This is a genomic window from Zhongshania sp., from assembly GCF_047636175.1.
In the GTDB taxonomy this organism is placed as follows: Bacteria; Pseudomonadota; Gammaproteobacteria; order Pseudomonadales; family Spongiibacteraceae; genus Spongiibacter.
Genome location: NZ_JBLIKC010000010.1, coordinates 61,297 through 76,013 on the forward strand (window position 1 = coordinate 61,297; position 14,717 = coordinate 76,013).

The following is a 14,717-nucleotide window of genomic DNA, read 5'->3' on the forward strand; positions in this document are numbered from 1 at the left end:
AATGTCGGCCCAAGGCAGTCAATCTATTACTAGAAGACTCATCATTGCCAGTCTTAGTCTGTTGGCATTACTGCTGAGTGCTACCGGCATTGCAATAAATAGTGCCCACAAAGCGAGTTTGATCAGTGCAGAACAAGAGCAACTTGGGCTGCAATTCTTTGGTCTACTAGGCGCCATCGAGTGGCAAGACGGCGCGATTGATATGGGCGATCGCCTAAAGGAACCGCGATTTTGGCAGTTTCGTTCCGGGCTCTATGCGCAAATTAGGCTTCGCGACGGCACACCGCTGTGGCAGTCAGTCTCTAGCGAAACCATACCGCTGCCACCCCCGGAGAGCGCACCGCGCAGCGGACAAGAATTATTTAGCGAAATTAACATCGATAAAGAAGCCTTTTTTGTTTTCCAGTATCACGCCATTTGGGAGACGGAAGACAAACGCGAGGTCCCCCTCCTCTTCTCGCTCTATTCCAGCCAAACTGTACTTCTCAACGAGCTCAAGAAATTTCAAAACCAACTAACCCTGTGGCTTGGGCTAGTGCTCACTATATCGCTAATAGTGACCGCACTTATTTTATATTGGGGTTTGCGGCCCCTACGTGACTTAGCCGTAGATTTAAAACTATTAGAGCACGGCAACACCGGCAAACTTCATCCCAATTACCCCCGCGAACTGCAGGGTATTACCCACAACTTAAATCAATTGCTCGAAAAAGAAAAAAAGCAGCGCGAACGTTATCGAAACACCCTGGCAGATCTTGCTCACAGCCTTAAGACCCCGCTTGCGATCCTTAAGGGAAGCGGCACTAAAGACACTGTTACCATTGAACAAATAAACCGCATGGACAACATTATTAATTATCAACTTAAGCGGGCAGTAAGCAGTGGCCAACAAAATCTTAGCGGCCGTATACAATTGCAGCCGCTCATAACACGGCTCAATAATACCCTGACAAAAGTATATCGAGACAAGACGCTAAACTTCCAATTATCGCTAGATGCCGAGCAGACTGTTGCGATTGACGAACAAGACGCCATGGAGCTATTCGGCAATCTGCTCGATAACGCCTGCAAAGCGTGCCGCAACACGATTGCCATCCACTGTCAGAACAACGGAGATCAGACCGTCATTTGCATTGATGATGACGGCCCGGGTATGTCAACAGAATCCCGTGAAAATTTACTGGGCCGCGGCATACGAGGTGACCAGTATGGCGAAGGACAAGGCCTAGGACTTGCCATTGTCGGCGATATTATAGAAAGCTATCAGGGCGCCATCAGTTTTAAAGACTCTAGCCTTGGAGGGGTTTGTGCGGAAATATCGCTGCCAAGATAAAGAATAGGCAACTCTACCGCTACTTTGGAACACCGGCACTATTCGCCGCCAGAGATAGATCGACAATCCTAACCATAAAAAAAGCAGCCACTGTCGGCTGCTTCTGATAGTCCTTAAAAAATGATTTATGCCTTGAAAATGATCTTAAAAAGTAATGGAGAGTCGCCAAAAAAAATCGATTTCAACCTGCGATAAAGCCTCTTCATTGAGGTTGTTATCATATACCGGCGTAGCAGCGAGTATCTCCGTCACAAATTGCTTACCTAGCTCCGCCTTCAGGCTAAACCCCACATCGGCAATCGCACGAGTATCTCCGGCCTCTCCGCTGGCATCCTCATACCATGCCTGACCATGCTCGACAAAAACGGTGGGTTTAAACATCAGACCGAACAAGGGCAAACCATTACTTTCCAGCGTCAGCTTCGCATAACTTCCCGAATCGCCAACCAATACACCCGGCAAATAGGCACTCAGACCTGCTGCGCCACCCAAGAAAAACTGCTGTTGAAGTGGTAACTGTTGATCGTTTGAGAATTGACCAATTACATCAGTTTTCAAGGTCGCCCAATCGCTTACCGCCATTTTTAACGCCACACGGGGTTTAAATACTAAAAACTCACCTGTCCGTCGCCCCGTTGCCACCTCTCCCTCGCGGGTATCTATGCCCAGCGTACCGGCATCAGATTCCAACCCGGCCTCTATAAACCCCTGCGCGGTTAATTGGCTACCAATACCAAATAAACGTATTAATTTATTATATTTTAGCCCCAGCTCAAGGCTTGTATGCGGCTCATCTAAGGCCTTACCAAAGCCATCAATATCAATAACGCTATCCATATTTTCCAAACGCTGTGACACCGTAAAGCGGTGCACGGCATCGCTACTTATCACCTGCTCACCAGTGAGTGCAACGCTACGGACTTTGGACACCAAACGCAGGCGCGTTGCCTCCGTTGTCCCACCGCTACCAATACCGCTAGTCACTTCGCAGACCGTTGGAATAACGCATAAAAAACTATCTATAGGGCTAGGTCCCTCGCTGGTCACGAAGCCATCGCTGCGACGCTGATCTTCTGTGTAGCGGGCTTCTATGCCATATAAGCCAAAGCTACTAGGGTAATTTAAACGAAAACTATAGCCGTCATAATAATCACCACCATTTACCTCCCCAAGCTCGATCAAAGCGCGATCATAGGAAAGCGATGCCTGAACACCACTATTAAAATCATGTTTTAACGTCGCATTAGCAAAGTAGCGGCCTAAAAAGCGATTGCCGTAATTATTTGTACTGAGGCTTAAATCGGTGCTGTCGTGATCTTCTTTTTTGGACTCAGTCAGCACGATCGTAAAGGCCGTGGGATCTTCTGACAGCTGATAAGTCACCCCGTAATTTAAACCTGCACGCTCACTTTTCAGATTTGCCAACACTCGCTTTGTTTCAAATTCAGAACGCGTAAGATCCTGATCACCAATCAAGCCCGAGAAATATGGGGAGATACTGTCTGGCGCTTTAATCTCTGCCAGATGGCCATTGATGACGTGGGCGAAAATAGTGTTGTCGCGATGCGCGAAATAGACGGTGACGAGTAAATGGCCAAGCTGATAGTAGGCTTGGGTCAAGGCATTAATAGCCTGGGCGGGGGTTTTGGCAACCGTCATAATCAGGTCGATCTGCTCACGGCTAAGATAGCGGTTACCGGAGATCCGCAGATCGTATTCTCCAATCTTGAGATCAATAATGGAAGCTGACTGGGCCGCCGCGTATTGCTCAATGCGCTCTGCAGTAGCGGCCTGTGGCGGAATTACGGGAGGTAGGTCGATTGCCATGCTTACTCCAAAAAATATCTATTATCGTGGCCCCGATCTCAGGGCTTAGGACGTCCGTCGAGTACTTGCAGCTCCACCCGACGATTGCGGCTGCGAGCATCGGTCAGCGCCTTCGCGGACAGCCTGCTAGTCAAAACCAAGGGCCGTGACTCACCGTAACCCTTTACGACTAACTGTTGCGGGGACACTCCCGCTGCTACCAAATAGTTTTTTACTACCAGTGCACGTCGCTCAGACAACAACTGATTATTAGCACTACTGCCAACATCATCGGTATGACCAGCAACCTCAATCATGACACGCGGCGTAAATTGAATCATCTGCGCCACTTTACGTAAGACCACGGTAGAAGAATCGGCAAGCACCGCAGTACCTACACCGAAACTAACACCCTGAAGGGCAAGCACCTGGCCGCGGTCAAAATGACAGCCTGATGGCAGCACCATCGCGCCCACTGGTGAATTCAAACACTGATCGTCGCTGTCACAAACACTGTCTCGGTCTGTATCGACACAGCCACTAAGTTTGGTGTTTGCAACACCTGCTAAAATCTCGGCCGTCGATGCCGCTTCTTTATCTTTACTTGTACCAACTTCTGGCGACCCCTGCTCATCAGAGCCCGGCAGCGAGAGCGTGAGCACCGTAGGATTAATATCGCCCATGGCGGTCTCTTGCAAAAATTCAAGCACCGCTCCCTCCGAGCTATCTATAGTGCCGGTTAAAACAGAAAGATCGCCGACATCGCTTGTGCCTCCCACCGGGGCCCCCAGCAACAATATATCCTGGCCACTCACACTCGCGTCTGAGCCCAGCGCGTCGACGCCAAGTAGCTCCCCGCCGCCGGTAACACCACCCAGCAAATTAACATCTGCTAATACATCATTCGCTGGCGCGGTAATCGAGGCACCGAGTAATTCAATATTAATTAATTGGGCACGCGCGATCGAAGCCCCAGCAAACGCTGTGACTAGCAAAATAAAACTTAAACACCGCGTCAATAAAACCAAACTATTTACTCATCCACCGGCACTGTAATTAGTATTATAGACCTTAATAAAATCAATTCCTTAGCTCTGCAAGCTGACACTGACCATACTAACAGTGTTGCATAGCTGAAACCGCGCGCGCCAGCCACATATGCGGGGCAGCAACCACCAGATTTTACACAACTATCAAACACAACTGAGCAGAACAAATAGGCAAAATGCCCGCTTAATCAAAAAAATGAGCTAAAAGACTAATATCTTACGATTCAAGCATTAGCTCCCGCAGGCAAAAACTTATTTCAATTGCTGTTGAACTGCCTCAAAATCCCAGTAGGCCTTGAGCGATATAATTTTGCCGTCTGCATTGGCTGCATAAACAACCACCATATCGAGCTGCATTTTGATATCGCCCGGCAGCGTATTTACCATGTTGACAACATTCGCGCATTCATCCCCGGCGGGGTGCGAAGCCACAATAGTAAATTGAATATCGCCCGCAGCAATAATCATATCCCAAAAATTGCCGATCGCAGTTTTACCAATATGGCCGTTACCCATCGGGTCCAGCGGCGATTTACCCACTGGATCTTGAACACAGGCATCGTCTGCGAACAAATCCAGCCATGCAGATTTATTGCCCTGCTCCACAAATTGCCCTGACAAACGGCTGGCAGCTAATGCCAATTGTGCATTTCCCATAAATCAACCTATTGCTATGTTTACCAAAGAAAAACGGCGGCTCAGATATCAACGCATATTGTTATATCACTAAAAACGGTGCAAATACCTAAACAGTAGTCAGAGCCAGCCCAGCCCGGATCAAAATATAACCCTAAGCGCCCCACCGAAAATACGGCGAACAGTCAATGCCGGTGCAGTTTTCGCTAGATTGGTCATTTAGGTTGCTCATGTCATACTGCCGTCATTATTGTTATCTTCGACCTATTCAAAGTCTTATATTTATATAGTAAATCAGCAATTACAGTGCTATTGAATGCTCACCGGTAGTTGCAACGAAACGGACACAGGAAACATCGTCGATTCGGTGTAGCTCATGCTGAGGTAGATATACTACAACACATCGAAACAGTGGGTCCTGCCCAAACAATCAACAAATCGATAGAAAAGGATATACCGTAGCCAAATGACTGACTTTGCCCCCACTGGGCTTTTGCAAAACCCCCACGCGCAAACGCTGCTTTCGTCTACCAAGCTGAGACGACTGCGTATTTATCCCCGCGCCAGAGCAATGCTAGCAGCAAGTAAAACGGTGATATTAGATTGTGGTGATGGCCATCAATTACTCGGTGAGTTCGCCACCCAAACAAAGCGCAGCAAGGGCCTAGTCACACTTATTCACGGCTGGGAAGGTAATTCACAATCCAGCTATTTGCTCTCTGCCGGGGGCACGCTCTTCAATGCGGGCTACGATGTGTTCCGCTTAAACCTGCGCGATCACGGCCCTAGTCACCACCTCAACCGCGAGCTATTTAACTCGGCCAGACTGGACGAGGTTATAGGCGCAATAAAAACCATCCACGCAACCTATCCCCATGATTGGCAATTCTTAGTGGGGTTTTCACTGGGCGGTAATTTTGCCTTGCGGGTGGCGGCTAAAGCAGAAGAAGTTGGCTTAAGTATCCGTCAGACGTTGGGAATATGTCCCGTCGTAGATCCTGCAAAAACGATGGTGGCACTGGAAACGGGCTGGTGGGGCTACGAAAAATATTTCGTTAGAAAATGGCAGAAATCACTGCAGAAAAAAATTCGGTTTTACCCTGAGCTGGGCTATAAAGATAAGTTGCTTAAGCTTAAAAGCTTGAGGGAAATGAACAGCTACTTCGTTCCCAATCACACCCCGTTTGCAAGCCCTGCAGACTACTTCGAAGCTTACAGTATTGCCGGCGAAGTCTTGGCAACACTCTCATCCCCGGCTCATATAATCGCCGCTGCAGATGATCCTATTATACTCTCGGAAGACTTGTGCCGACTGGCCAAGAATCCCCATTTACACATTGAAACCAAGCAATATGGTGGCCACTGCGGCTTTGTTAAGAACTATCAACTGGATAGTTGGCTAGACGGCCGCCTATTAGACATCATTAACTTAAGCCGCTACCCCGGTGGTCAACCTGGGAAAGCCGGGCTTTCACAATAGCGCCAACAGGCGCTTTCGCCAGACTCGATAGTTAGCTTAACTTTGCGCATCTCGGGTCGCGATTTGCTCCGCTATAGCCAACACTCGCACTGCTTCTTCCACGTGCAGCGCCTCGACTAATCGGCCGTCAAGCAAGGCCACACCCTTACCCTCGGCTTCGGCCTCTTGCCAAGCCACACGAATTTTTTGCGCGCGGATCAGGGTGTCCTCTGCGGGCGAAAAAGCCTGATTTGCGACCAAAATTTGCTTGGGATGAATGAGGGTTTTACCGTCAAACCCCATTTCGACACCTTGCTGACAGGCGAGCCGCAGGCCTTCTTCGTCATCTAGATTCAAATGCACGCCATCGAAGACATCTATTCCATAGGCACGCGCCGCGAGCACGCACATTCCCAGTGACGTTAACATCCCCAAGCGCTGCGGTGTATGGGGAACACGCAAGTCTTTGGCAAGATCTGAAGTCCCTAATACAATGCCATCCATAAGCGGATGCGAGCCGGCGATTTCACTGACGGCTAAAATTCCACGTGGCGTTTCCGCCATTGCCCACAGTTTAAGACTAGGACTAGCACCTGCCTGCTTTAACACCTGCACCACCGCATGAATTTCTGCTGCAGATTCAACCTTAGGCAAGCACAGCGCAGAAATAGGCGCATTGGCAAAAGCCTCTATATCTTTGCGGCCCCATGCCGTATCAAAGGCATTTACGCGCACCACCAATTCCCGACGGCCATAGCCGCCGGCATTCACCGCGGCCAATACCTGTTCGCGTGCATAGATTTTTTGCGATGGGGCGACCGCATCTTCTAAATCGAGAATGAGTACATCGGCATCAAGACTGCGCGCTTTCTCCAAGGCTCGGCTATTAGAACCGGGCATATACAGAATTGAGCGGCGAGGGTTTGTGGCCATGTAGGGCGTCTCCAAGGCAAAGATAAAAGTTTACCACAGCATGCTAGCGCATAGAGGCTCTACCAAGCCCTAGCGATTTCGATTATCGCTAGCTTTTAATTGCGAATAATTATCAATTACGAGTAGAATACCGACCCCGGCCTCGTGCCCGCATTGATAGCGATCTGCGGAGATCATCCATGTCAGTTCTGTTACGCCAATTCATTCTCCTTATCAGTCTTAGCGCAATCATCCTCAACGCAGTTGCCGCCTCCAAAGAGGAAAGCCTAAGTGATATGCGCGCAGTCGCCATCCACTACACCGAGTTAGCCCACGCCATATATAGCGACGCCGAAAAAAGCGGAATCGCGCTCCAAGCCAGTATTGATGCTTTTTTGAACGCGCCTAGTCAGGCGGGGCTAATCGCCGCTAGGGGTGCATGGAAAACTGCGCGTAAAGCTTATCTGCAAAGCGAAGTATTCCGCTTTGGCAATCCGGTCGTAGACGACTGGGAGGGGAAATTAAATAACTGGCCCTTGGACGAAGGCTTAATTGACTACGTAGCCGACGATTATTTTTATGCCCTTGGAAACATTGGTGCAGAGCTCAATATTATTGCCAGCCCGTCGCTAAGCATAGGTAGTGACGTGGTTGACGCCAGTCAAATTAATATCAAATTACTCCGCAGCTTGCACGAGTTAGGTGGCTCAGCCGCCAATGTCACCACCGGTTACCACGCCATAGAGTTTTTACTTTGGGGACAGGACCTCAACGGTCACCAACTGGGCGCTGGAGAGCGCCCCTACACCGATTACGTAAGCGGCGATAAATGCACCCACGGAAATTGCGACCGTCGCGCCGACTACCTTCGAGCCGCTAGCGCGGTGTTAGTGGAAGACCTTGAGTACATGAGTCAACAGTGGGCACCTGAGGTCACGAATAATTATCGCGCCGAATTACTTACCATGAACGACGAAGTGACTCTGGCGCGGATGTTCTATGGTATGGGCTCGCTCTCACTAGGAGAGCTTGGTGGCGAACGTATAAAAGTATCGCTTGAAGCAAATTCTACCGAAGATGAGCACGACTGTTTTAGTGATAACACCCATTGGTCGCACTACTACGACGGCCTCGGCATCCAGAACATCTACTTAGGAAAATACCGACGTCTAGATGGCACGGTGTTGTCAGGGCCATCGCTAAGCCGCTTGGTGGCAAAGGCAGACGCGGATACTGACCAACAAACTCGGCAGGCATTAAACAAAACCATGACAACACTGACGGTATTAATCAATACCGCCGAAGCCAAAGACAAGCCGATGAAATTCGACATGATGATCGCCGAAGGCAATAAACACGGCGAAGAAATTCTAAGCAACATTCTCAGTGCTCTAGTTGACCAAACTCGCAGTATTGAACAAGCCGCCAGCGCAATCAATATTGACCCCAATGCCACCGGGCTTTAATTGTTGTTAGCACTACGCGCCAGCAACGCCGCTCACGGTTTACCGTTGCGCGTGTTGCTGACCTTGACAGTCATTATTGTGCTGTTCAGCAGCGCCTGCAATAGCAAGTCACCGAGGGACATAAATGATGATCAAAATACTGCAAACAAAACTAAACTTAGCCTGACAAGTAATCAATCTGGAGGGAGCTTTACTATCGCCAGCCGAGGCCAACAAAGCTTGCAGCGACCTCAGCCAAACCTCTCACCTGAGCAGCAACTCGAATGGGCTGTCGGCAAAAGCTTTGCTACCCAGGCTTGGGTGGCGGCGCCGGCCACCACAAAGGCCAGAGATGGCCTAGGGCCATTATTTAACACCAATAGCTGCACAGGCTGTCATGTGCGCAATGGCCAAGGCCAACTACCCGAGAATGGCGTCGGTCTGATATTGCGACTGGGAAGTTCATCACCCGAGCTTGGCGAGCAGCTGCAAGACATGGCCATACCGGGTGCCAAGCCGGAGGGGAGTGTCAATTGGCAATCCATTAGTAGCAATGTTGCTATGGCCGATGGTAGGCACTATCAATTAAAGCAGCGCGATTACAGGTTTGAAAGCCTTGGTCACGTCAGCCAAATAGCCGCTTCCGCTAGACTTGCGCCCGCCTTAATCGGCATGGGCTTAATCGACAATATCAGCGACGCTGACATTATTGCCAATAGCGACCCCCAAGACCGCGATGGTGATGGCATATCTGGTCGGGTTAATCTGCGCAAAAATAAAACCGATGAACAGGCGCGCCCGGGCCGTTTTGGCTGGAAGGCGAGCCAAGTTAGCTTACATGAGCAGGTTGCCCTCGCGTTTTTTGAAGATATGGGAATCACCTCTTCTTTACACCCAGCTAAGCCTTGCGCTGAAAAACCTTGTGTAGCACAAACCAATACAAACCCAGAACCGGAGATCAGCAACAAACTACTGGTCGCGGTCAGCGATTATATTGCCAACTTAGCAGTGCCGGCCGCAGTCCAAGACGACGCAAGCCAGCAAGGCGCTGCGATTTTCACCCAGCTCGGTTGCGCGGCATGTCACATTCCCGCATTCAACACTAGCCTGCCTGCTGGCCAGTTTGCTAAAAGCCCCGACCCAGAAAAATTTTCAAATATCGGTGCCGTGATCGAAACCATTTACCCGTATAGCGATCTACTGCTGCATGATATGGGCATAGGTCTAGCGGATCAGTATCCCACTGATAATGCAGCCGCCAAAGAGTGGCGCACTGCACCTCTCTGGGGGCTTGGTATTCGCGCCAGTAACTCCAACAATACCCGCCTGCTTCACGACGGTCGGGCGCGCTCTATTACCGAGGCGATACTCTGGCACGGCGGCGAAGCCAAGGCGAGTAAGGTAGGTTTCACACAACTTTCAAACCCAGAGCAAACTGCGCTCCTGTATTTTTTAAAGGCACTTTAATGAATTTTGCAGCGATAACACTATTCCTAAGCAAACCCCCTGCCCGAGTACTAATTGTTGGCTGCAGCCTAGCAACGCTGCTAGCCTGCAGCCCACCGCTGCCGAGCAGTAAAGTACTTATGGATACCGCAAATCAAAGTATCGTAAGTGGCTATCAAGCCTTCAATATTGCCAGTAAAACACTTACAGACTCCGCCGTAAATTATTGTGAAATCCCCAGTAATATCGCTCAATTCGAGACTATTCGAACCGCTTGGAAGAAAACCGTTAACCAGTGGTCGGTGGTTCAAAACATTCAATTCGGGCCCTTAATGGTAGACAACCAAGCCTGGAAAATTCAATTTTGGCCAGACAAGAAAAACCTGATTGCCCGTAAAGTGGAGGCATTGTTAAAAGGCGATGAGGCCATCACAATTCAACGTGTCGACGACGCAAGTGTGGTTGTACAAGGATTGTCATCGCTAGAATACCTATTGTTTGACGCCAAGGCTGGCAATCAATTGCGGTATAGCGGCGACGGCGGCCAACGCCGTTGCGAGTTGCTTGTTGCCGTCAGCGCTCACCTCCACAATGTGGCCAGCGGCTTACACAATAGCTGGCGCAAAGACGCTGGCAACTACCTGGCTACGTTCAGTCAAACGGGCGAGAACAATCCAGAGTTTCCGGATGATAATGTCGCCATCGGCTATCTTTTAGACACCTTAGTATCAGGTATTGAATTAATAAAACGCGACAAACTTGAACGACCGCTTGGTATCGGTCTGGCGGATACGGAACTCAAAACCGATACCCTCCAAACCCAAATTTACCAGTTGGAATGGTGGCGCAGCCAGTATTCTAAAGAAGCCATCATCACTAATTTAAGCGCGCTCAAAGACATATTCAATGCCAATTCCGCCTATGGTATTGACGACTATTTGCGTGAAGTCAAAGGACAAACAGAACTAAGCGATAAAATTAACGAGGGTTTCAAGCGCAGCATCGTGGCGGCATCAGCCATAGACGGTAGCTTATTCGCTATCGCGAATGAAGCGACAGGCCGGCAAGCCATTCTCAATCTACATAGCGAATTGGGTACTTTACTTGCCCTGCTGCGAAATGACTTGCCCACAGCCCTAGGTGCGAGCCTTGGTTTCAACTCCAAGGACGGCGATTAAATTAACGCGAAATTAGGGGTGTGTCGATATGCAAAGACGTCAATTTTTGTTTACTAGCAGCGCACTGATATGTGCGCCGCTGGCGCTAATTTCAAAGTCGAATGCACTAAGCGCGGACGCAGAAAATCCCAGCTTTAGCCCCATTTTGAGCGCCGCGACTGACGCCGCCGGCAATCGTATTGGCGTTTGGCAAGAAAACAGCTGGCAGTGTTCACAAACGATTCCCCACCGCGGACACGACAGCCTTTACCACCGCCAACGCCAAGAGCTATTATTTTTTTCAAGACGCCCCGGCCGTGAGCTATACGTTGTCGACGAAAACAGCGGAACATTGCGACACAATATAAAATGCGAAGACGGCTACCACTACTACGGCCATGGCTGCCTTAGCAATGATGGCCGCTATTTGTATACCACAGAAAACAATATCGACAAAGATGGCGCCGGCTGCATCGGCATCTACGATTGTGAAAATAGCTACAACTGCATTGGCCATATGGACTGCGAAGGTATTGGCCCCCACGATCTTGCCCTCATGCCCGACGGCAAAACATTAGTGATTGCAATTGGCGGTATTAAGACCTTACCGTCCAGCGGACGCGAAACCCTAAACCCCGCCACCTTGGCGCCAGGCCTGCACTACCTCGACCTGCAAACCCAGCGAGTCCTTGAAAAAGTCGCAGCACCACATTACCAACTCAGCCTCCGTCATTTAGACGTTAGCCCAGACGGCGGTATATTAGTCGGCGCGCAATTTCAAGGTCGCCTGCCCTCAGACAAAGCTCTGGTCTACTACCACCGTCGCGGCCACACATTAAGCGCCATGAATACAGGCGACTTACCTCTGTATTTTAAGCGCGACTACATCGCCAGTGTCTGCATTGATGATACCGGCCAATGGGCAGTCACCAGCTGCCCTCGCGACAATCTGGTCTGTCTTTGGAATATGCACAGTAAAACACTGTCGCAAGTTTGGATGCTACGAGACTCTGCTGGTGCAGTTTATGATACCGCCTTCCAGCAATTCATCCTAAGTAACGGAGACGGCCAATTACTGGCCCTAGTGCCCGGTGAGGACAAGCTCCGTCAACTTGCCTACAGTGCTGGCACGCAATGGGACAACCATTTGACGCTGCGCGTTTAAAAAGTAGACGCACAGCAGGAGAACACATGAAACGCAGAACTCTATTAAAGACCGCCGCTGCGGGTCTCATTGGCGCCAATCTGCCAACCTTAACACTCGCAATGAGTTCGGCCGGCAGAGGCGATAAAGAACAATACGACTACATACTTACCGCCGAGCACGCCAAAGCTCGTATTGCCGCCGATGGCGATAGCGATATCCTTGGCTTTAATGGTCAGTTCCCCGCGCCAGTGATCCGCGCTAAGCAGGGCCGACCGCTAAGGGTCATGTTCATTAACAAGCTAGACGAAGCGACCACCGTACACTGGCACGGCATTCGTATCGAAAACAGCATGGACGGCGTGCCCTACTTAACCCAGCCGCCAGTAGCAGCTGGGGCTAACTTTTTATATGAGTTTACCTGCCCGGATGCCGGCACCTTTTGGTATCACCCGCATATGAACAGCGTTGAACAACTAGGCAAGGGCTTGGTCGGGGCCTTAATTGTTGAGGAAGACACACCACAAGATTATTACGATGTCATTCTCGGGCTGAAAGACTGGCGCCTTAAAAAAGACGGCAGCTATTTACCTCTTTCCATACCCAGAGAAGCCTTTCGCGATGGCACCCTCGGCACAGTCGCAACCATCAATGGACAGCAAAAGCCGACCATAGACGTACCCGCAGGGGAGAGACTCCGTCTGCGCTTTCTGAATATGGACAGCACTCGGGTCTTTAACCTTAGCATGCGCACTGACGCTGCACAGATTATCGCCATTGATGGCAGCCCCATCGCAACACCGCTGCCACTGAGCGTTCACCCCACTGGCGCCGGAATGCGACTCGACGTGGGCTTTATAAGCCCCACTGAAATAGGTCAAGAAATCCCTATCTTTGATATGAAGGGCCGTTTTGGTGTTGAAATTTGTCGATTAAGAATCATCCCGCCAAAGACCAAAACGGCGATTAAAACAGGCATTCCCGCCCTGCCAAGCAATCCGATTCCGGTGCCAGATTTAAAATCAGCAGACTCGCTAAGCTTTGTCTTTGAATGGGCTGGCGCCATGTCGCCAAGCGATGCAAAAGGTAAAGTTGACCACAACTTTTGGTTAATCAATCGTCGCGCGTGGAGTGACCACAGCCACCAGAACTTGCCCGCGCCGCTAGCCGAACTTACACTCGGTAAAAGCTATATATTCGAACTCCACAACGCAACGCCCCACCATCACCCCATTCATCTCCACGGCTTGATATTTACAGTCCTAGAATCAGACAAAAAGGACATCACGCCCTTCCATACCGACACCATATTATTGGAAAAAAACGAACGCGCCAAAATCGCCTTTGTCGCAGATAATCCAGGGAGTTGGATGTTCCATTGCCACGTCATTGAGCACATGAAAACGGGACTAATGGGGTATATCACCATCACCTAACGGTAATTTAAGTTGCCGTCAGCGCCGCCAGCAATTCTTTAAATTAAAACCGCCCCACGAGGGCGATCCGAAAAGATAATACCAGCGTACTGGCAACTTCTATACTCGCTAAGTATGCTTGCGCTCATGAACCTCGCCTAAGCGCGGCTCTAATACCAAGACATTCCGCGAAGCGAAAAAGAGATGCCAACTTATGATTATTAATCGCGACGATATTGAGCAAATGGCGCAGCGGTATCGAGGCCTATTTATTAACAGTGTACTCGGTGCGAAACCCGCGCTCCTAGTTGGCACTAACAGCATCAATGGGGATTCTAATTTAGCCGTAATGTCATCGGCTTTCCATCTTGGCGCCAATCCACCACTCGTCGGCCTTATCATTCGTCCCAGTGAAAGCCCAAGACACACACTCAACAATATTCTTGCCACTGGTTATTACACCATCAACCACGTGCCCCCCCAATATATCGAGGCGGCTCACCAAACATCCGCCCGCTACCCAGAGGATCAGTGTGAGTTTAAGGCCGTTGGTTTGTCCAAAAAGTACCTGCGCGACTTTGCCGCCCCCTTCGTAGAGCAATCGACGATTGCCCTGGGCCTCAAGCTGAGGGAGGATCACAAACTAACAATAAATAATACCCATATGATTATCGGGGAAATCCAACTCATTGAATTACCAGCTAAGGTACTAGGCGATGATGGCTTTGTGGATATAGCGGCAAACGATAGTATTGCGGCCACAGGGCTCGACAGCTACGCTCGCATTCAAGCCCTAAGACGTTTGAGCTACGCTAAGATAGGTCAGTGGCCTAAGACTATCGATGTGCCCTAGCAGACGTTCGAGTACCTGCTGCACTCTTACACAGCAGGTCCTTAAGCGCGCCACAATGGGAA

12 protein-coding genes are annotated in these 14,717 nt (G+C 49.9%); 8 read left to right on the forward strand and 4 right to left on the reverse strand.

Annotated features, from left to right (window positions below; translation table 11 throughout):
• Nucleotide 1 precedes the first annotated feature (1 nt).
• Nucleotides 2-1,333 carry an ATP-binding protein gene (locus ACI955_RS07825; protein ID WP_415243180.1) on the forward strand — a complete coding sequence of 444 codons (1,332 nt, stop codon included), beginning with the start codon at nucleotides 2-4 and terminating at the stop codon, nucleotides 1,331-1,333.
• A gap of 144 nt (nucleotides 1,334-1,477) precedes the next feature.
• On the opposite strand, the gene ACI955_RS07830 is transcribed toward ACI955_RS07825, so the two are convergent.
• The 3 genes from ACI955_RS07830 to ACI955_RS07840 form a co-directional block, all read right to left on the reverse strand.
• Complete coding sequence (locus tag ACI955_RS07830; protein WP_415243181.1) at nucleotides 1,478-3,160, reverse strand: hypothetical protein; 1,683 nt, start codon at nucleotides 3,158-3,160, stop codon at nucleotides 1,478-1,480.
• 38 nt (nucleotides 3,161-3,198) lie between these two features.
• Nucleotides 3,199-4,167, reverse strand: a complete 969-nt coding sequence (locus ACI955_RS07835) for an OmpA family protein (protein WP_415243182.1) — start codon at nucleotides 4,165-4,167, stop codon at nucleotides 3,199-3,201.
• A gap of 273 nt (nucleotides 4,168-4,440) precedes the next feature.
• A complete protein-coding gene (locus ACI955_RS07840; protein WP_415243183.1) occupies nucleotides 4,441-4,845 on the reverse strand; it encodes a nuclear transport factor 2 family protein in 405 nt (134 codons plus the stop codon).
• A gap of 445 nt (nucleotides 4,846-5,290) precedes the next feature.
• On the opposite strand from ACI955_RS07840, the gene ACI955_RS07845 reads away from it, so the two are divergent.
• Nucleotides 5,291-6,304, forward strand: coding sequence for a YheT family hydrolase (locus tag ACI955_RS07845; protein ID WP_415243184.1), 1,014 nt, complete (start codon nucleotides 5,291-5,293; stop codon nucleotides 6,302-6,304).
• Between the two features lie 36 nt (nucleotides 6,305-6,340).
• On the opposite strand, the gene ACI955_RS07850 is transcribed toward ACI955_RS07845, so the two are convergent.
• Nucleotides 6,341-7,216, reverse strand: a complete 876-nt coding sequence (locus ACI955_RS07850) for an HpcH/HpaI aldolase/citrate lyase family protein (RefSeq protein WP_415243185.1) — start codon at nucleotides 7,214-7,216, stop codon at nucleotides 6,341-6,343.
• Between the two features lie 179 nt (nucleotides 7,217-7,395).
• On the opposite strand from ACI955_RS07850, the gene ACI955_RS07855 reads away from it, so the two are divergent.
• The 6 genes from ACI955_RS07855 to ACI955_RS07880 all read left to right on the forward strand — a co-directional run bounded on the left by ACI955_RS07855 (nucleotide 7,396) and on the right by ACI955_RS07880 (nucleotide 14,655).
• A complete protein-coding gene (locus ACI955_RS07855) occupies nucleotides 7,396-8,661 on the forward strand; it encodes an imelysin family protein (RefSeq protein WP_415243186.1) in 1,266 nt (421 codons plus the stop codon).
• Nucleotides 8,662-10,107 (forward strand): di-heme oxidoredictase family protein, encoded by a 1,446-nt coding sequence (locus tag ACI955_RS07860; protein ID WP_415243187.1) that lies wholly within the window; start codon nucleotides 8,662-8,664, stop codon nucleotides 10,105-10,107.
• Nucleotides 10,107-11,264, forward strand: coding sequence for an imelysin family protein (locus tag ACI955_RS07865; RefSeq protein ID WP_415243188.1), 1,158 nt, complete (start codon nucleotides 10,107-10,109; stop codon nucleotides 11,262-11,264). Before ACI955_RS07860 ends, ACI955_RS07865 begins: the two co-directional genes overlap by 1 nt.
• Nucleotides 11,265-11,292: 28 nt before the next feature.
• A complete protein-coding gene (locus ACI955_RS07870; RefSeq protein ID WP_415243189.1) occupies nucleotides 11,293-12,408 on the forward strand; it encodes a DUF1513 domain-containing protein in 1,116 nt (371 codons plus the stop codon).
• Nucleotides 12,409-12,434: 26 nt separating this feature from the next.
• On the forward strand, nucleotides 12,435-13,823 hold the full coding sequence (locus ACI955_RS07875; RefSeq protein ID WP_415243190.1) for a multicopper oxidase family protein: 1,389 nt from the start codon (nucleotides 12,435-12,437) through the stop codon (nucleotides 13,821-13,823).
• 193 nt (nucleotides 13,824-14,016) lie between these two features.
• Nucleotides 14,017-14,655 (forward strand): flavin reductase family protein, encoded by a 639-nt coding sequence (locus ACI955_RS07880; RefSeq protein WP_415243191.1) that lies wholly within the window; start codon nucleotides 14,017-14,019, stop codon nucleotides 14,653-14,655.
• Nucleotides 14,656-14,717: the final 62 nt, after the last annotated feature.

Bases quoted from the DNA above. Each gene is read 5' to 3' on its own strand.
- ACI955_RS07825 (WP_415243180.1), top strand. From the start codon at position 2: ATGTCGGCCCAAGGCAGTCAATCTATTACTAGAAGACTCATCATTGCC.
- ACI955_RS07830 (WP_415243181.1), bottom strand. From the start codon at position 3,160: ATGGCAATCGACCTACCTCCCGTAATTCCGCCACAGGCCGCTACTGCA.
- ACI955_RS07840 (WP_415243183.1), bottom strand. From the start codon at position 4,845: ATGGGAAATGCACAATTGGCATTAGCTGCCAGCCGTTTGTCAGGGCAA.
- ACI955_RS07845 (WP_415243184.1), top strand. From the start codon at position 5,291: ATGACTGACTTTGCCCCCACTGGGCTTTTGCAAAACCCCCACGCGCAA.
- ACI955_RS07850 (WP_415243185.1), bottom strand. From the start codon at position 7,216: ATGGCCACAAACCCTCGCCGCTCAATTCTGTATATGCCCGGTTCTAAT.
- ACI955_RS07855 (WP_415243186.1), top strand. From the start codon at position 7,396: ATGTCAGTTCTGTTACGCCAATTCATTCTCCTTATCAGTCTTAGCGCA.
- ACI955_RS07865 (WP_415243188.1), top strand. From the start codon at position 10,107: ATGAATTTTGCAGCGATAACACTATTCCTAAGCAAACCCCCTGCCCGA.
- ACI955_RS07870 (WP_415243189.1), top strand. From the start codon at position 11,293: ATGCAAAGACGTCAATTTTTGTTTACTAGCAGCGCACTGATATGTGCG.
- ACI955_RS07875 (WP_415243190.1), top strand. From the start codon at position 12,435: ATGAAACGCAGAACTCTATTAAAGACCGCCGCTGCGGGTCTCATTGGC.
- ACI955_RS07880 (WP_415243191.1), top strand. From the start codon at position 14,017: ATGATTATTAATCGCGACGATATTGAGCAAATGGCGCAGCGGTATCGA.